Origin of the sequence: Rhizobium sp. ERR 942 (assembly GCF_007828395.1) — a bacterium.
In the GTDB taxonomy this organism is placed as follows: Bacteria; Pseudomonadota; Alphaproteobacteria; order Rhizobiales; family Rhizobiaceae; genus Rhizobium; species Rhizobium dioscoreae.
This window is the reverse complement of the sequence record NZ_VIUA01000003.1, coordinates 90,686-106,928: the sequence shown is the minus strand read 5'-3', so window position 1 is coordinate 106,928 and position 16,243 is coordinate 90,686. Positions and strand designations below refer to the sequence as shown.

At 61.2% G+C, this 16,243-nt stretch carries 16 protein-coding genes; 6 read left to right on the top strand and 10 right to left on the bottom strand.

The window, feature by feature from the left end; all coding sequences use genetic code 11:
- Nucleotides 1-2 precede the first annotated feature (2 nt).
- The 4 genes from FBZ97_RS13125 to FBZ97_RS13110 all read right to left on the bottom strand — a co-directional run bounded on the left by FBZ97_RS13125 (nt 3) and on the right by FBZ97_RS13110 (nt 6,757).
- On the bottom strand, nt 3-386 hold the full coding sequence (locus FBZ97_RS13125) for a RidA family protein (protein WP_113331893.1): 384 nt from the start codon (nt 384-386) through the stop codon (nt 3-5).
- A 10-nt stretch (nt 387-396) separates the two neighbouring features.
- Nucleotides 397-2,004, bottom strand: coding sequence for a carboxyl transferase domain-containing protein (locus tag FBZ97_RS13120; RefSeq protein WP_145320791.1), 1,608 nt, complete (start codon nt 2,002-2,004; stop codon nt 397-399).
- A gap of 35 nt (nt 2,005-2,039) precedes the next feature.
- Complete coding sequence (locus FBZ97_RS13115; RefSeq protein ID WP_069613842.1) at nt 2,040-3,203, bottom strand: isovaleryl-CoA dehydrogenase; 1,164 nt, start codon at nt 3,201-3,203, stop codon at nt 2,040-2,042.
- Nucleotides 3,204-3,283: 80 nt separating this feature from the next.
- Entirely contained in the window at nt 3,284-6,757 is a 3,474-nt protein-coding gene (locus FBZ97_RS13110; protein ID WP_145320793.1) for an indolepyruvate ferredoxin oxidoreductase family protein, read from the bottom strand.
- A gap of 304 nt (nt 6,758-7,061) precedes the next feature.
- Here FBZ97_RS13110 and FBZ97_RS13105 point away from each other — a divergent pair, with 304 nt between their 5' ends.
- Nucleotides 7,062-7,721: a glutathione S-transferase family protein gene (locus FBZ97_RS13105; RefSeq protein ID WP_145320795.1), complete on the top strand. Its 660-nt coding sequence runs from the start codon at nt 7,062-7,064 to the stop codon at nt 7,719-7,721.
- 2 nt (nt 7,722-7,723) lie between these two features.
- Here the strand turns inward: FBZ97_RS13105 and FBZ97_RS13100 are convergent, their stop codons facing one another.
- Nucleotides 7,724-8,620: a LysR substrate-binding domain-containing protein gene (locus FBZ97_RS13100; protein ID WP_145320797.1), complete on the bottom strand. Its 897-nt coding sequence runs from the start codon at nt 8,618-8,620 to the stop codon at nt 7,724-7,726.
- A 150-nt stretch (nt 8,621-8,770) separates the two neighbouring features.
- On the opposite strand from FBZ97_RS13100, the gene FBZ97_RS13095 reads away from it, so the two are divergent.
- Together FBZ97_RS13095 and FBZ97_RS13090 are read left to right on the top strand one after the other, a co-directional pair.
- Nucleotides 8,771-8,956: a hypothetical protein gene (locus tag FBZ97_RS13095; protein WP_145320799.1), complete on the top strand. Its 186-nt coding sequence runs from the start codon at nt 8,771-8,773 to the stop codon at nt 8,954-8,956.
- A 28-nt stretch (nt 8,957-8,984) separates the two neighbouring features.
- Nucleotides 8,985-9,341 (top strand): MmcQ/YjbR family DNA-binding protein, encoded by a 357-nt coding sequence (locus FBZ97_RS13090; RefSeq protein ID WP_112724047.1) that lies wholly within the window; start codon nt 8,985-8,987, stop codon nt 9,339-9,341.
- Nucleotides 9,342-9,345: 4 nt separating this feature from the next.
- Here FBZ97_RS13090 and FBZ97_RS13085 read toward each other — a convergent pair whose 3' ends face one another.
- Entirely contained in the window at nt 9,346-9,966 is a 621-nt protein-coding gene (locus FBZ97_RS13085) for a glutathione S-transferase N-terminal domain-containing protein (protein WP_145320801.1), read from the bottom strand.
- 152 nt (nt 9,967-10,118) lie between these two features.
- Entirely contained in the window at nt 10,119-10,475 is a 357-nt protein-coding gene (locus tag FBZ97_RS13080; RefSeq protein WP_015339137.1) for an ADP-ribose pyrophosphatase, read from the bottom strand.
- 125 nt (nt 10,476-10,600) lie between these two features.
- On the opposite strand from FBZ97_RS13080, the gene FBZ97_RS13075 reads away from it, so the two are divergent.
- Complete coding sequence (locus tag FBZ97_RS13075) at nt 10,601-11,356, top strand: DeoR/GlpR family DNA-binding transcription regulator (protein ID WP_145320803.1); 756 nt, start codon at nt 10,601-10,603, stop codon at nt 11,354-11,356.
- 80 nt (nt 11,357-11,436) lie between these two features.
- Nucleotides 11,437-11,925, top strand: a complete 489-nt coding sequence (locus FBZ97_RS13070; RefSeq protein WP_145320805.1) for a DUF2127 domain-containing protein — start codon at nt 11,437-11,439, stop codon at nt 11,923-11,925.
- Between the two features lie 13 nt (nt 11,926-11,938).
- On the opposite strand, the gene FBZ97_RS13065 is transcribed toward FBZ97_RS13070, so the two are convergent.
- Both FBZ97_RS13065 and FBZ97_RS13060 read right to left on the bottom strand, forming a co-directional pair.
- Nucleotides 11,939-12,946, bottom strand: a complete 1,008-nt coding sequence (locus FBZ97_RS13065; protein WP_145320807.1) for an asparaginase — start codon at nt 12,944-12,946, stop codon at nt 11,939-11,941.
- A gap of 102 nt (nt 12,947-13,048) precedes the next feature.
- Nucleotides 13,049-13,675, bottom strand: a complete 627-nt coding sequence (locus tag FBZ97_RS13060; RefSeq protein WP_145320809.1) for a metalloregulator ArsR/SmtB family transcription factor — start codon at nt 13,673-13,675, stop codon at nt 13,049-13,051.
- Between the two features lie 101 nt (nt 13,676-13,776).
- Between FBZ97_RS13060 and FBZ97_RS13055 the strand changes: the two genes are divergently transcribed.
- Nucleotides 13,777-15,201: an MFS transporter gene (locus FBZ97_RS13055; protein ID WP_145320814.1), complete on the top strand. Its 1,425-nt coding sequence runs from the start codon at nt 13,777-13,779 to the stop codon at nt 15,199-15,201.
- Here FBZ97_RS13055 and FBZ97_RS13050 read toward each other — a convergent pair.
- Nucleotides 15,182-16,180 (bottom strand): NAD(P)H-quinone oxidoreductase, encoded by a 999-nt coding sequence (locus tag FBZ97_RS13050; RefSeq protein WP_145320816.1) that lies wholly within the window; start codon nt 16,178-16,180, stop codon nt 15,182-15,184. The two genes, FBZ97_RS13055 and FBZ97_RS13050, sit on opposite strands and share 20 nt — an antisense overlap.
- Nucleotides 16,181-16,243: the final 63 nt, after the last annotated feature.

Sequence of the window (16,243 nt, the reverse complement as noted above, 5' to 3'; positions counted from 1 at the left end):
CCCTATTGCGCGGCAATGACTTCGACTTCGAGCAGCCAGGCCGTATCGAAAATACCGGCGATCACGACAGTCATGGCCGGCGTAAGCGAGCCCAGATATTCGCTGCGGATCTCGCGGTTCTCGATCGTATGATGTCGATCGGCGAGAAAGGTGGTGACCTTGACGATATCGTCCTTCGTCATGCCGGCCGCCTTCAGCTGCGCATCGATGTTGTGCCAGACCTGGCGAGCCTGCGCCTTAAAACCCTCCGGCAAGGCATCGTCGACGTCGGTCGGTATCTGTCCGCTGATAAAAAGCAATCGTTCGAAATTCTCGAGCTTTACGGCTTGAGCATAACCACCGCGGGGCTGCGGCGCATTCTTGGCATTGATGGCATCGCGTTTCATCTCCGTCTCCTCACATCCTGAACAGACCGAAGCGTGTGTCTTCGATCGGTGCGTTGAGTGCTGCTGAAAGCGACAGAGCCAGCACGTCGCGGCTCTTGCGCGGATCGATGATGCCATCGTCCCATAGGCGGGCCGAGGCGTAGAGTGGGTGGCTCTGGGTTTCGAACATCTTGAGCGTCGGCGCCTTGAAGGCGGCCTCTTCTTCCGGCGTCCAAGGCTTGCCGGCACGCGCCAGCGCCTCGCCGCGTACGGTGGCGAGCACGCCTGCCGCCTGCTCTCCGCCCATGACGGATATGCGGCTGTTGGGCCAGGTCCAGAGAAAACGCGGCGAATAGGCCCGGCCGGCCATGCCATAATTGCCGGCACCAAAGGAGCCGCCGATCAGCATGGTGATCTTCGGGACTTTGGTCGTCGCCACAGCCGTCACCAGCTTGGCGCCATTCTTGGCGATGCCCTCCGTCTCGTATTTGCGGCCGACCATGAAGCCGGTGATATTCTGCAGGAAAACGAGCGGGATCTTGCGTTGCGAACAAAGCTCGACGAAATGCGCGCCCTTCAGCGCCGACTCCGAGAAGAGAACGCCGTTGTTGGCGATGATGCCGACTGGGATGCCGTGGATGTGGGCAAAGCCGCAGACCAGCGTCGTGCCGTAGCGCGCCTTGAACTCATCCAGCCGGGAGCCGTCTACCATGCGGGCGATGACCTCGCGCACGTCATAGGGCGTGCGCAGATCCGAGGGGACGATGCCGAGAATATCCTCGGGATCGTAGAGCGGCGCCTCGGGCGTGCGACGCTCGACACTCTCGGGCTTGCGGCGATTGAGATTGGCGACCGCTTGCCGGGCGAGTGCGAGCGCATGGGCATCGTCGCGCGCCAGATGATCGGCAACACCGGAAAGGCGCGTATGGACATCGCCGCCGCCTAGATCTTCGGCAGAGACAACCTCCCCCGTCGCCGCCTTGACGAGCGGCGGACCGGCGAGAAAGATCGTTCCCTGTTTCTCGACGATGATGGTTTCGTCCGACATGGCCGGCACATAGGCGCCGCCCGCCGTGCAGGAACCCATGACGACGGCGATCTGCGGAATGCCGGCCGCCGACATATTGGCTTGATTGTAGAAGATGCGCCCGAAATGATCGCGGTCGGGAAATACCTCGTCCTGGTTCGGCAAGTTGGCACCACCGGAATCGACGAGATAGATGCAGGGGAGATTGTTTTCCGCCGCAATCTCCTGCGCGCGCAGATGCTTCTTCACCGTGATCGGATAATAAGTGCCACCTTTGACGGTGGCATCATTGCAGACGATCATGCAATCGCGGCCGGAAACGCGGCCGATGCCGGCGATCAACCCGGCGCCCGGTGCCTCGCCGCCATAGAGACCGTGGGCTGCCGTCGTCCCGATCTCCAGAAACGGCGTGGCGGGATCGATCAGCCCGGCGACACGATCGCGCGGCAGCATCTTGCCGCGGCCGACATGGCGCTCACGCGCCTGCGCGCCGCCGCCTTCCGCCGCCTGCGACGCCGCAGCCTCAGCGACGCCGATCGCCTCCAGCATGGCGGCGCGATTGTCGCGGAAGCGATCCGTGTGCGTCGATATCTCTGATTTCAGGACGGTCATGCGCTTCACCGGTTGATGGGAATGGAATTTCGCAGTCAGGCCGTTTCGCCAAACAACTCGCGGCCGATCAGCATGCGCCGGATTTCGGATGTGCCGGCACCGATCTCATAGAGCTTGGCGTCGCGCAGCAGCCGTCCAGCGGGATAATCATTGGTATAGCCGTTACCGCCGAGCGCCTGGATGCATTCGAGCGCCAGCGCCGTCGCCTTTTCTGCGGAGTAGAGAATGCAGCCGGCGGCATCCTTGCGCGTCGTCTCGCCGCGATCGCAGGCGGCGGCCACGGCATAGACATAGGCGCGGCAGGCATTCATGGTGACATACATATCGGCCAGCTTGCCCTGCATCAGCTGGAACTCGCCGATCGACTGGCCGAACTGCTTGCGCTCATGCATGTAAGGCAGCACCACATCCATGCAGGCCGCCATGATGCCGACGGGGCCGCCGGAAAGGACGACGCGCTCGTAATCGAGACCCGACATCAGCACGCGCACGCCGCCATCGATGTGACCGAGAACATTCTCCTCCGGAACCTCGCAATCGAGGAAGATCAGCTCCGAGGTGTTCGAGCCGCGCATACCGAGCTTGTCGAGCTTCTGACCGACGGAGAAGCCGGGAAAGCCTTTTTCGACGAGGAAGGCGGTAATCCCGCGCGGACCGGCATCCGGAGAGGTTTTGGCGTAGACGACGAGGACATCGGCATCCGGGCCATTGGTGATCCACATCTTGCTGCCGTTCAGCACATAGCGGTGGCCGCGCTTTTCGGCATGCAGCTTCATGGAGACGACATCGGAGCCTGCACTCGGCTCCGACATGGCGAGAGCCCCCACATGCTCGCCGGATATCAACTTCGGCAGGTAGCGCTCCTTCTGTGCCGCCGTGCCGTTGCGGTAGATCTGGTTGACGCAGAGGTTGGAATGAGCGCCGTAGCTCAGACCCACGGAAGCCGAAGCACGGCTGATCTCTTCCATGGCAACCGTGTGGGCGAGATAGCCGAGGCCGGCGCCGCCATAGGCTTCGTCAACCGTGATCCCGAGTACGCCGAGATCGCCCATCTCCCGCCACAGATGCATCGGGAAGCTGTTGTTGCGATCGATCTCGTCTGCAAAGGGTGCAATGCGATTGCTGGCAAAGCGGCGTACCTGCTCGCGCAGCGCATCGATGTCCTCGCCCAGCGCGAAGTTCAATCCCCCAGAAAACATGCGGCTTCTCCTCCCGACCTTCCCGAACGTCCAATCTCTTTGAACGTATGTCTCGTTATGCCTGCTTCAAGCCGCCGGCCTCATGCCGCATCTGCGGGTACATGCTGCGCCTCCCGCGGCATCTCATAGGCTTTCAGTCTGTCCGCTATCCTCACCATGATCTTCCGGCGAGCCTCCTCCTTGACCGGGCCGAAGCCTCTTATCTCATCAAACAGCGAGAGAATGGCAAGGGCTTCTGCCTCGTTGTCGTGGCGCAGACTGGAAAGCACACGCCCGGCGATCTCTTCGTATTCGCCAATCAGGCGGCGTTCCATTTGCCGTTCCGCCATATAGCCGAAGGGATCGAAAGCGGTGCCTCGCAGCCGTTTCATTGGTGCAAGCATCCGCAGCAGCGGCAGGATCCAGGCGCCGAACTCGCGCTTCCTTGGCCGACCGTTCGGATCCTTGCCGCCGAGGATGGGTGGAGCAAGATTGAGGGCCAGCTTGAAATCTCCCTCCATCTCCTCACGCAATTGCGCTTCGAAAGCAGGATCGGTGAGCAGCCGGGCAACCTCATATTCATCCTTGTAGGCCAGGACCCGCGCATAAGTGACGGCGACGGCAAAGGGCAGCTTGTCCGAAAGCCGCTCTTTCGTCGCCAGAGCATTGGCGTGGGCGACGAAAGCACCATAGCGCTCGGCAAGGGCCGCATCCTGATAGGCGGTCAGATGCGCCTTGCGATGCCTGATGAGATCATCGAGACTCATGTCAGCCAGCGTCTTGCCCGCATCGGGTGCCGCCATTAGGGCATGCACGGCCTGCGGATCATGGGCGAGAAGCCGGCCCCAATGAAACGCGGAGAGGCTCGCCTTGACGGCGACGCCGTTGAGCTCGATCGCCTTTTCGATCGCCTCCAACGATAACGGCAGCAGACCGCGCTGCCAGGCAAAGCCGGTCAGCAGGATATTGGTCGAGATCGCATCGCCGGTGACCTCGGTCGCGACCTGACCGAAATCGAGGAAGACGGACTTATCGCTGACGGTCTTTGCAATCGTATTCTGGATCGAACCGGTCCTGAAGTCGAAATCGCGGTTGCGAACGAAATCGGCGACCGGCATGAGCCCGGTGTTGACGATGGCGGTCGTACGCGTCGTTGAGCAGAGCGTGACCGCATCCTTGGAGGCCCCGACCACTTCGTCCGCCGACAACAGCAAGTCCGCGCCGCCATTGACGATACGCGAGGACGTGACGTCTGCCTGGTTGAGACCGATACGCAGATGGCTCATGACGGCGCCGCCCTTCTGGGCGAGGCCTGCCATGTCAAGGATCATCGGCACCTTGCCATCCAGATGCGCGGCCATGCCAAGGATGGCCCCGATGGTCAGGATGCCCGTGCCGCCGACGCCGGCAATCGCGATGTTCCAGGGACGATCGGCGATGGCAGGAATTTCCGGCATCGGCACGTCGATGTCGGCGTGGCCCAGTGCCTTCCGCTTGCGGCGCTTGCCGCCATGAACCGTGACGAAGGACGGACAAAAGCCTTTGACGCAGGAGAAATCCTTGTTGCAGCTCGACTGGTTGATCTGGCGCTTGCGGCCGAATTCCGTTTCCAGCGGCTCGACGGAGATGCAGTTCGACTGTACCGAACAATCACCGCACCCCTCGCAGACAGCCTTGTTGATGAAGACGCGCTTGGCGGGATCTTCCATCAGGCCGCGGCTGCGGCGACGGCGCTTCTCGGCGGCGCAGGTCTGGACGTAGACGATCGCCGAGCAACCTGCCGTCTCGCGCAGCGCCAGCATCACCTGATCGATATGGTCGCGATGCAGGACCTTGACGCCGGGCGCCAGCTCCGAAGCGCGATAGGCATCGGGATTGTCCGACAGCAGATAGATCGGCCGGACACCCTCGTCATGCAACTGCTTGGTCACCAGTTGCGGCGTCAGATGGCCGTCGATCTGCTGCCCGCCGGTCATCGCTACGGCATCGTTGTAGAGCAGCTTGTAGGTGACGTTGACCTTGGCGGCGACGGACTGGCGGACGGCAAGAATGCCGGAGTGGAAATAGGTGCCGTCACCGAGATTGACGAACATATGCTTTTCGTCGGTGTAACGCGCAATCGCCGTCCACGGCACGCCTTCACCGCCCATCTGGGTGAAGGTCTCGGTGTTGCGGTCCATCCAGGTGGCCATGTAATGGCAGCCGATGCCGGCGATGGCGCGGCTGCCTTCGGGAACGCGGGTGGACGTATTGTGCGGACAGCCCGAGCAGAAGAAAGGCGTACGGTTCAGCGGCGCCACATGGCTGCGGCTGATCTGGCCGCGCTCGGCAAGATAGGCAAGCTTGGCGGCAATGCGATCATGCAGGCCCTGATCGAGATCGAGCTTGACGATGCGCCCGGCGATGGCTCTCGCAACCGCGCCGACGGTCAGCGCCGAAGACAGGCTGAGATAGGGTTTGTCATGCTCGTCGAACTTGCCGACGATGCGCGGGCGCACATCGGCGCGCCAGTTGAAGAGCTGCTGCTTGATCTGGTTTTCGATGATTTCGCGACGCTCCTCGACGACAAGAACTTCGTCCAGCCCTTCCGAGAAATGGCGCACGGCCTCCGGCTCCAACGGCCAGGGCATGCGCACCTTCAAGATACGCAGGCCGATATCGGCCATTTCCCGCGGGCCGATCTCCAGCTCGCGCAGCGCCTGCAGCACATCCTCATAGGCCTTGCCGGAGGAGATGATGCCGAAGCGGGCATTGGGAACATCATGCGTGATTTCGTCGACGCGATTGGCGCGGGCGAAAGCGATGGCCGCATAGGCCTTGTAATTCTGCAGGCGATCGTCCTGCACCAGCGGCGGATCGGGCCAGCGCAAGTTGAGGCCGCCGGGAGGCAGCTCGAAATCCGTCGGCAAGACGAACTGCCGCTTTTCTCCCGATAGATCGACGGCCGCCGTCGTCTCGACCGTATCGGCAATGAATTTCATGCCGACCCAGCAGCCGGAATAACGCGACATGGCGATGCCGAGCAGGCCGTATTCGAGGAATTCGTGGATCGAAGAAGGATAGATGACCGGCATGACCGCCGACATGAATTCATGGTCGGTCTGGTGCGGAATGGTCGAGGATTTGGCGGAATGATCGTCGCCGGCAAAACAGAGGACCCCACCATGCCTGGAGGTACCGGCAGCATTGCCATGCTTCAGCACGTCACCGGAGCGGTCAACGCCGGGGCCTTTGCCGTACCAGATGCCGAGCACGCCGTCCTTGCGGGCGCCGGGAGAAAGGCCGACCTGCTGCGAGCCCCAGACCGCCGTGGCTGCAAGGTCTTCATTGATTCCGGGCTGGAAGGTGACGTCATGCGCGTCGAGGTAAGTCCGGGCCTTCAGAAGCTGCTGGTCGTAGCCGCCGAGGGGCGAGCCGCGATAGCCTGAAATGAACGTTGCCGTATTGAGTCCTGCGGCGCGATCACGCCGCATCTGCGTCATGGGCAGCCGCACCAGCGCCTGCAGGCCGGTCATGAAAACGCGGCCATCCTCAGCGGTATATTTGTCGTCTAGCGAAACGCCGGTCGCAAGCATCTGCTCTCCTCCCGAGATCGCAGTTACCGATTGCCCATGTACCTTTCACCGGATGCCTCCTACCGCGTCCGACGAAAGCGACAACCGAACGGTAACATGCAGCGACGCTAATTTCTGAACGAAGGCTAGGCCTCGGCAGCATGATTTGCAAAGATTTAGACGGGCTGGCGGATATTTTCGTGCTTGCTCGGCGCTGGCCATCCGCCATCCATCATGAGCTTTCATCGCAGATATCAGCGGCAGGGTCTTTTACTCGCCCAAGCTGCCCAATAAGGTCGCGCCGACTCGAATCTGGGAGACCCATATGCTGACGATCTACGGTGTCTATCGCTCGCGCGCCTCGCGCAATTACTGGATGGCGGAGGAGCTCGGCATCGAGTTCAAATCCGTGCCTGTCATCCAGGCCAGCCGGCTTGCCAATCCGCTCGCTGCCGACGCGCCAATCAACACGATGTCGCCGGAGTTTCTGGCGGTCAATCCGATGGGCATGATCCCCTGCATCAAGGATGGCGATCTCGCGATGCATGAGTCGCTCGCCATCAACCTCTATCTCGCGCGCAAATATGGCGGCCCGCTGGCCGGCAAGACGGTAGAGGAAGAAGGACTGATGTCTATGTGGACGATGTGGGCGGCGACGGAAGTCGAACCCTATAGCGTCGCGCTCGTGCGCATCTATGACAATGCGCAGGAAAATAGCGATGCAGGCAAGGCCGGGATCGCAGTCGCCTGCCGCTCGCTGAAGAAACCGCTCGACGTGCTCGAAAAGCACCTGCAAAACCAGGACTATCTCGTCGGCAATCGCTTTACCGCCGCCGACCTCAACCTGGCCGAAGTGCTGCGCTATGCCCAAACCGAGCAGGACTTGTTCGACGCTCGCCCGAGGATGAAGGCCTGGATCGAGCGCTGCCAGGCGCGCGATGCCTACAAGGCCATGCAGGCGACCCGCGGCAAGGAGCCGGTCTGACATTATTGGAAGAGACGCATGCTCTCTTCCATTTCCTCACGGATCCAGGCCTTGAAGGCGGTGACCTTCTTCGGCTCCCGCACGCCTTCGGCGGTGACGAAATAATGGCCGAAACCGGTTTTGGCGCGGATGCCGAAGGGATCGACGAGGCATTTCTGCTGGAGGGCATAGGCCGCCAGCGTCTGCCAGGCGAGCATCACCCCTTGTCCCGCTATAGCCGCATCCAGACAGAGCGACGCATCGTTGAAGATGTGACGCTCTTCCATGCAATGGCCCGGGAGCCCGGCCTCGCGCAGCCACACCTCCCAGCCGAACATCGCATGTCCGTCGATGACGGCGGGGACTTTCAGTATATCGGCAGGCTCCCGAAGCGTTGCGGCAATCTGCGGCGTAACGACCGGGAACACCTCCTGGGCCAGCAGCAGCTCGGCCTTGACGCCGGGCCATTGCCCATTGCCGACCCGAATGCCGATATCGACATCGGACGTCGCCGGATTGATCAGCCGTGTCGTGGCATCGATGCGCAGGCGGATATCCGGATGGCGGCCGGCGAAGCGGTCCAGCCGATAGACTAGCCAGCGGGCCGCAAAAACCGGTGCCACCGAAATGGTGAGGATATTCTCATCCTTGTGCTGCGCAAGCGCAATTGCCGCCGAAAGCGCCTGAAATCCCTCACCCAGCCTTGCCAGCACCGCCAGTCCCGATGCCGTCACCGTCATCCCCTTAGGCGTCCGCTCGAACAGCGGCCGACCGAGTTGCGCCTCGGCCTTGATGACCTGCTGGCTGACCGCACCGACCGTCACGCCGAGTTCATCGGCCGCTGCCTGCAGCGAACCGAGGCGCCCGACCGCCTCCAGCGCGCGCAAGCCATTCAAATGAACGTTGTTGAGGTTTCTCATTATAGAATATCTATATCAGCATCCCCGCATTCTCAATTGCATCGAGCGCATATTCGCGCGATTATTGCACCATGAAATTGAAGACCGTCGCCGCTCGCTCGGCTGATGCCCTCATAGTTGCATCGATGCGAGCATCCAAGGAGGCATGCCATGTCGATCTTGAAGCTTTTCTTCAGTCATCTTCTCGAAGAGGATCGCAAATCGGACAGCGATCCGTTGCAGCATCCCATGCTTGCGGCCATGTCGCTGGAAGAATTGGCCGATCTGCCGCTGATGCCGGAAAACCTGGGGCGGCCTATGGACAAGCGAACCATTCAGCCGGAAGAATGCGCATAAGAGAGTTAATCATGGCACTCAAACGCGCATGACATCGAACCTAGGCATGGACGCCATAGCAGAACGATTGCAGCGGCTGGTGGCGCAAGCCAGGCTGCTCGAGGTCGAGCCTGGCCTTCATTATGGACTGCCGGCCTTCAAAGTCGGCGGCAAGGCGTTCGTGACCGTCAAGAACAACGAGACCATCGTGCTGTCGCTGCCGGTCGACCGCAAGGAACAACTGATGGAAATGGCGCCGGAGATCTATTTCCAGACGGATCACTATGTCGGCTGGCCATCACTACCGCTGCGCATCGCCGCGATCGGCGACGAGGAACTGGAGCTGCGCTTAGTCGAGGCGTGGCGATACCGCGCCCCGAAAAAACTTCTGGCAATGTTCGGCTGATCGATCAGCCCTGTTCGACGGCAAGCGCCTTCTGAACGGCCGGGCGCTCGAGCATACGCTGATAATGCGCGCTGACCTTGGGGAACTGCTTGATATCGACATTGTCTCCCGGCAGCCACTTCTCCATGGTGAAGAGATAGCCGTCTGCGACGGTATATTGCTCGCCCATCACCCAGGGACCCTTCAGCATCTTATCCTCGATCAAGGCGAAGCTTTCGGTCATGGTCTGCGGCACCTTGGCCTTCATTGTCTCGATGGCGGCGGCATCGTCGGTCCAGCGGTAGCCGCGTCCCTTGTGCGAATGGTTCACATGAACGGTGGAGACGATGTAACTGTTGAAGGACTGCATCTGCGCGAATTCGAAGGGGTCGTCGAGCGGTGCCAGCTTCGCGGCCGGCGCGATCTGGGCGAGATAGGCCATGATCGCGATATTCTCGGTGAGGACGCCACGCTCAGTCACCAGGGCCGGAACGCGACCTTTCGGATTGATGGCCAGATAATCCGGCTGGCGCTGATCGCCGTTGGCGAGGTTGAGGCGTCGGGGCTCGTAGGCAAGGCCGGATTCTTCCAGGGCGATGAGACTGGCGAGCGCGCAGCTTCCGGGCGCATAATAGAATGTCAGCATGTTCCGTTCCTCAATTGAATTCTGCAAGGAAGCTAAAGCGAACCCGGCCGATACGGAAGTGGCTGATGCTGATGGCGCCACAAAAGGTTTTGATCGATCAAGCCGATATCCCCATCCCCATTGGCTGGCTCAATGGGGATGGGCGGTTGATCTCAGGCGCAGCCCGGCACGTCTTCCAGCCTGTACCAGACGGGAATGCCGCGCTCGCGGGCAATGCGGACATCATTATCGGCGCCCTTGGAATCACCCGGCAACCTGAGAACACCCTCGCAAAGCTGCAGCAGGCGGCCGGCTGTCGGGTGGAAGATCTCTTCATAGAGATCGTCGCCGATGCTCTTGCCGCCGGCGGCATGCCAGACCGGCAGGGCGACCCATTCGCCGATCATGGGGAGATGACCTGCCTTGAACAGGGCATAGGACGGCTCCTCAAGGCGCTTGAGGTTTTCGGCCATCTTCTTCGGATCATCGCCGGTGCCGGAGCGATAAGGCCCCGCAATCAGGATCAACATGTCATGCCTCCATTCTGAATACCTGCTTCCTCAGGAATTTGCACGAATATGCGCATATTTTCTTGAATGTCGAATCGATTCTGATAAATTCATCACTATTCGTGATATATCGTGCAGAGATCAACATGCTGACCAGCCAGCGCAAAGCCCTCATCCTCGACAGATTGCGCCGGGACGGCCAAGTGATCGCCAAGGTTCTGGCCGACGAACTCGATCTGTCCGAAGACACGATCCGCCGGGATCTGCGGGAGATGGCAACGGAGAAGCTGCTGAAGCGCGTGCATGGCGGCGCATTGCCGCTGTCACCGGAGCTGCCCGATTTCACCGCGCGGCAGGCAGTCTCCTCCGACGAGAAACGCCGGCTTGGTGCCTATGCAGCCAAGATGATCCAACCGGGCCAGACCGTATTTCTGGACGGCGGCACGACCAATGCCGAGATCGCCCGGCAACTTCCGAAAGACCTTCCCGTCACCATCGTTACCCACAGCCCGACGATTGCTGGTGAGCTGGAGCATCATGCCCTGGTGGAGGTGATCCTGATCGGCGGCAAGCTCTACAAGCATTCGATGGTGGCGACGGGTGCTGCCGCCATGGCGGCCATCGCATCGATAAGGGCCGACATCTTCTTTCTGGGCGTCACCGCCATTCATCCCGCCCGCGGCTTTTCGACCGGCGATTTCGAGGAAGCGGCCATCAAGCGGCATATCGCGCAGTGTTCGGCCGAAACCTATGTGCTGGCGACAGCCGAAAAGCTCGACGCCGCCTCTCCATACCAGATCCTTCCATTGACAGGCGTCTCCGGCGTGATCGTGTCCTCCGATCTTCCGGAGCAGAGCCTGACGCCCTATCGAGATATGGACGTGCCGATCTTCCTGGCCTGACCGACGGCCGGAGATCGGCATGCCTTGTCGCCGCCGCCGATCAAGCCTACCTGAATAGACCCCAGAGGTTGTGATCGCCCATGAACGAACGACGCATTCATCAGCTCTTCGAAATCAGCGTCCTGTTGAAAGGCGCGCATGCCCTGATCGAATGCCTCGGCGGCCTTGTGCTCGCGCTCGTCAGCACCGAATCGATCCTTCGGCTGGCGAACCGGATCACCCAGCCCGAGCTGCTCAACGACCCGCATGATTTCATCGCGACCCATCTGCTCACATGGGCACAAGATTTTTCGGTCGGTACCAAGAATTTCTATGCCTATTACCTCTTGAGCCATGGGCTGGTGAAGGTGTTGCTGGTCATCGGCCTGCTCCGGGGCAAGATGTGGGCCTATCCAGCCTCGCTTGCCGCCCTGGGGCTTTTCATCGTCTACCAGCTTTATCGCTTCACCGACACGCACGGTATCGGGCTCATCATCCTCACCATTTTCGACCTCGTGGTCATGGTTCTCATCTGGCAGGAATACAAGGTCGTCCGGCACCACGTACCGACTCAGAAAACGAGCGGCTGAGGCGACGAGTAACTTATGCCCTCAACGCCTGTGCCGGCCTGATATCGCCGACATGGATGCCGTTCCAGTTCTTGAAGGATCGGCCGGCCATAGCCATCAGGCCGGCATGAACAGTGCCGTCCTTCTCGAAGAAGCGGGCCAATGTTGCGGCCACCATGACCTCTGCCGCGCGAGTGGTGCCATCGTCGCATTTGAGCGCGATAGCAAGGCCCTGCTCGGGGATCGCCGCGCAAAATACACCCTCGGCGCCGGTCTTGGCGAAGATGCGGCCGGGGGCAATCTGCATCAGCCTAGTGCAGGCGCGGTCGGTGCCGGCAACGTAGAAGGGTTCGGCCATGCATGCCTCGAACAGCCGGCGTGACGCCTTGGCGCGCAGCGGCTCCAGGCCGATGCCGGTCGCCATCTTGGCAAAGCCATGCGCCAGCCCCTTGAGCGGCACGGCATAGGTCGGGATCGAGCAGCCATCCGTGCCGCAATTGTCGTGCGTGAGAATAGCGCCGGTCAGGCTCTGCATCGTATCACGGACCTGCTGCTGCAGCGGATGGTCATAGCCGACATAGCCCTTGGGATCGATGTCCTGGTGGCAGCAGGCGCAGACGAAGCCGGCGTGCTTGCCGGAGCAATTGTTGTGCAGTGCCGTCGGCTTGTCGATGGTGCGGGCCTGATGAATTACTGTCTTCTGGTCGAATGACCAATGCGCGCCGCATTCGAGCGTACCGACATCGCGGCCGGCGCGAGCCAGCATGGCGGCAGCGAGTGCTGCATGCTCGTCCTCGCCATTGTGGGAGGAACAGGCGAGCGCCAATTCCTTGTTGCCGAAGCCATAGGCTTCTGCCGCGCCGCTTTCGACCAATGGCAACGCCTGCATCGCCTTGCAGGCGGAGCGCGGAAAGACGCCGCTTTCGATATCGCCGACCGAGAAGACCAACTTGCCATCGCCATCGACCGCAACGATGGAACCGCGATGACGGCTCTCAACCAGATTGCCACGGGTGACTTCGACGCAGACGGGATTGGACATGAGGGGACGCAGCCTTTGGTTTGCTAGACGGCCAGTGATAGCCGCTGCTCCCTGGATTGCCAATCGCCGATGCGGGTGGGCACAGCATCAAAAAGCGATTTCTCAGGCCGCGTCGCGGATCCTGTAGGCGCAACGCCGGGCGCCGAGCAGAATATGCTCCTCCCGTTCGACATCAGCGCCGAGCACCATGCGGAAAGTCTCCAGCTCCGATCGGCAGAAGCCGGCACAGGCAGATGCGGCGGCGCAGATGGGACAATGGTTCTCCACCAGCACCAGCGAACCGTCATCGTCCTGCCAGTGATCGGCCATATAGCCTTCCTGCGTGCGGATGGCAGCAAGGCTCGCGACTCGTGAGGGCAGATCGGCCGTCAAATCGATTTCGCTGCGATAGCGCCGAAGCGTCTCCGTCTCGCGCGCCGAGATGACCGCATCGACGGCCCCCTGTCCCAGTTGGCTGGCCATGGTGGCAAGCAGGGTGGCGGTCAGATCCGCATGCCCATCGGGAAACTGCCGATTGCCGGCCGCCGTCAGATGCCAGAACTGCCGTGGCCTGCCTCGGCCGGCGGCAGCCTCCGCCACGGGTTCGACCAACCCCTCTTCCGCCATCTTCGTCAGCTGCTGGCGTGCCGCCTCCGACGATATGCCGAGCGCATCGCCGACAGCGGCTGCCAGCTGCGGCCCGTCGGTTTTCAACAAGATCAGGATTCGATTGGCAGGTGACTGGCGCATTTTTCCAAGTTTTCTCTTGTTTTAATCCGGCAAGGATGTAATTTTCCAAATTATAACTTGGAAAATAATCAACCGCTAGGGAAAATACCGAGGATCGCCCGATGTCCAGCATCGAAACCACCGCTCCCCTCAAATCAGCCTCCATCTTCACGCTGTTCTCGCCAAGACTTCTGCCTGCAACACTGATGCTTGGCGGAGGCGTCACGCTTTATGCCGTCGAATCCTACATCACCGCCACGATTGCCCCCTCGATCGTCCGCGATATCGGCGGCCTCGAATTGTTCTCGTGGATGACGACGCTTTTCGTCGCCGCAGGCGTGCTCGGCTCGATCACGGTTGCGACCCGGCCGAAGGGAATAGGCTTGCGTGCCGTCTATGTTGCAGCGGCGCTCACCTTCGGCGTCGGCAGCCTCGCTTGCGCCATCGCACCGACCATGCCCGTGCTGCTGATCGGTCGCGCCGTTCAGGGATACGGCTCCGGCATGCTGTCCGGCCTCGCCTATGCCTTCATTCGTTTCATCTATCCGGAACCCCTGTGGCGCAGAGCCTCTACGCTCTACGCTGCCATCTGGGGTGTAGCGACCGTGCTCGGGCCGACGCTCGGCGGCCTCTTCGCCGCAGGGAGCGCCTGGCGAGAGGCCTTTCTCATCCTCGTCCCGGTGGCTGTCCTCATGGCGCTCTCAGGGCGCTGGCTGCTGCCCGATGTCGCGGACGATCGGATCGACACCAGAACGCCGCTGATCCAGATCATACTTCTGCTTGCCGCAGTTCTATTCGTGAGCATTGCCGGCACGATCGAACATGGATCCTACAAGATGGTGCTGATCGCAGCTTCGATCGTGCTCGTCGCAACGATGGTGCTAATAGAGCGCAAGAGCGAAGTGCGCCTCCTGCCCTATGGCGCCGTCATGCTCAGCAACCCCATCGCGCGGCTCTACCTGACGATATTTACGATGATGCTGGTGCTGACGAGCGACATCTATATCCCCTACTTCCTGCAGACGCTCCATGGCGTAACGCCGCTGGTCTCAGGCTATCTCGTGGCGCTGGTAGCGCTCGGCTGGACCATCGCGGCCTTCTTCAGCAACTCTTTCTCGGGTCGGCCAGCGGCCATCGCCATCGTCAGTGGCTGCATTCTGGAAACGGCCGCAACCGCATCGCTGATCCCGTTGCTGGCAACGAATACGCCCTTCGACACCATCGTCAGGTTAGCGCCGGCCGTGATCGCCATGTTTCTGATGGGATTCGGCGTCGGTCTCGGCTGGGCGCATCTTGTAACCAGGATCATTGGCATCGCCCGCAGGACCGAACAAGACAAGGCCTCGGCGGCGATCTCGATGACACAGTCGCTGGGCGGCGCATTCGGTGCCGCGCTCGCGGGCGTCATCGTCAATGGAGCAGGCCTGACCCATCCGGGTGGCATTGCCGGCGGCCTCTCTGCCGCAACATGGCTCTATGCGCTGATGGCCATACCCGGCTTTATCGCCGTCGTCCTGTCGCTGACGATCAAGCGAGCTGCAGCATGATCTTGCCGATGTGATCACTGGTTTCCATCAATCGATGTGCCTCGACCACATCGTCGAAAGAGAAGGTCCGATAGATAACGGGGGCAACCGTGCCCTCGTCCAGCAGCGGCCAGACTTGGGACAGCAGGTCGTCGCGGATGGCCCGCTTTTCCTCAGCCGTGCGCGGGCGCATGGTCGAACCGGTCACGGTCAGCCGCTTGACCATGATCGGCGCAAGGTTGGCCTTTTCCGCAACCGCGCCGCCAAGGAAAGCAATGATGGAAAGGCAGCCATCGCGGGCAAGCGAAGCGAGGTTCTTTTCCAAATAGGCGGCGCCGATCATGTCGAGGATAATATCGACGCCATGTTCCGTCTCGGCCTTGATGACCTCGGCGAAATCCTCTTCCTTATAATTGATCGCCCGCTTGGCGCCGAGCTTCTCGCAAGCCTCGCATTTTTCTTTCGATCCGGCGGTCGCATAAACGGTCGCGCCGAAAGCGCGGGCAAGCTGGATCGCCGTGGTGCCGATGCCGCTGGAGCCGCCGTGGATCAGCACGCTTTCGCCTTCGGTGAGGCCCGCCATTTGGAAGAGATTGGCCCAGACCGTGAAGAACGTCTCAGGCAATGCCGCTGCGCGCACCGCATCATAGCCGTTCGGAAATCGGAGCGCCTGGCCGGCAGGCAGGACGCAATATTCGGCATAGCCACCGCCATTGGCGAGGCCGCAAACCTTGTTGCCGATCGAAAACTCCGTCACTCCGGGCGCGACATCGACCACTTCGCCCGATATTTCGAGACCGAGGATCGGACTTGCCTCCTTCGGTGGGGGATAGGTGCCCTGCCGTTGCGCCACATCCGGCCGATTGACGCCGGCGGCCTCGACACGGACCAGGATCTCGCCCGGCTTCAAGACCGGCAGAGGCTTTCGGGCGATGGTCATGACCTCTGGTCCGCCAAAGGACGGCAAATCCACGAAACGCATTTCAGACGGCAAGGGCATGGCGCTATCTCCTCTCCCAGCAAAGCAGTGGAGATAGTTTAGCGCAAAGCGCTTGAAAAGGAC

Bases quoted from the DNA above. Each gene is read 5' to 3' on its own strand.
- FBZ97_RS13080 (WP_015339137.1), bottom strand. From the start codon at position 10,475: ATGTTGATCCTGATTGCGGGGCCTTATCGCTCCGGCACCGGCGATGAT.
- FBZ97_RS13090 (WP_112724047.1), top strand. From the start codon at position 8,985: ATGACATCGAACCTAGGCATGGACGCCATAGCAGAACGATTGCAGCGG.
- FBZ97_RS13065 (WP_145320807.1), bottom strand. From the start codon at position 12,946: ATGTCCAATCCCGTCTGCGTCGAAGTCACCCGTGGCAATCTGGTTGAG.
- FBZ97_RS13075 (WP_145320803.1), top strand. From the start codon at position 10,601: ATGCTGACCAGCCAGCGCAAAGCCCTCATCCTCGACAGATTGCGCCGG.
- FBZ97_RS13110 (WP_145320793.1), bottom strand. From the start codon at position 6,757: ATGCTTGCGACCGGCGTTTCGCTAGACGACAAATATACCGCTGAGGAT.
- FBZ97_RS13125 (WP_113331893.1), bottom strand. From the start codon at position 386: ATGAAACGCGATGCCATCAATGCCAAGAATGCGCCGCAGCCCCGCGGT.
- FBZ97_RS13095 (WP_145320799.1), top strand. From the start codon at position 8,771: ATGTCGATCTTGAAGCTTTTCTTCAGTCATCTTCTCGAAGAGGATCGC.
- FBZ97_RS13070 (WP_145320805.1), top strand. From the start codon at position 11,437: ATGAACGAACGACGCATTCATCAGCTCTTCGAAATCAGCGTCCTGTTG.
- FBZ97_RS13120 (WP_145320791.1), bottom strand. From the start codon at position 2,004: ATGACCGTCCTGAAATCAGAGATATCGACGCACACGGATCGCTTCCGC.
- FBZ97_RS13105 (WP_145320795.1), top strand. From the start codon at position 7,062: ATGCTGACGATCTACGGTGTCTATCGCTCGCGCGCCTCGCGCAATTAC.
- FBZ97_RS13100 (WP_145320797.1), bottom strand. From the start codon at position 8,620: ATGAGAAACCTCAACAACGTTCATTTGAATGGCTTGCGCGCGCTGGAG.
- FBZ97_RS13060 (WP_145320809.1), bottom strand. From the start codon at position 13,675: ATGCGCCAGTCACCTGCCAATCGAATCCTGATCTTGTTGAAAACCGAC.
- FBZ97_RS13085 (WP_145320801.1), bottom strand. From the start codon at position 9,966: ATGCTGACATTCTATTATGCGCCCGGAAGCTGCGCGCTCGCCAGTCTC.
- FBZ97_RS13050 (WP_145320816.1), bottom strand. From the start codon at position 16,180: ATGCCCTTGCCGTCTGAAATGCGTTTCGTGGATTTGCCGTCCTTTGGC.
- FBZ97_RS13115 (WP_069613842.1), bottom strand. From the start codon at position 3,203: ATGTTTTCTGGGGGATTGAACTTCGCGCTGGGCGAGGACATCGATGCG.
- FBZ97_RS13055 (WP_145320814.1), top strand. From the start codon at position 13,777: ATGTCCAGCATCGAAACCACCGCTCCCCTCAAATCAGCCTCCATCTTC.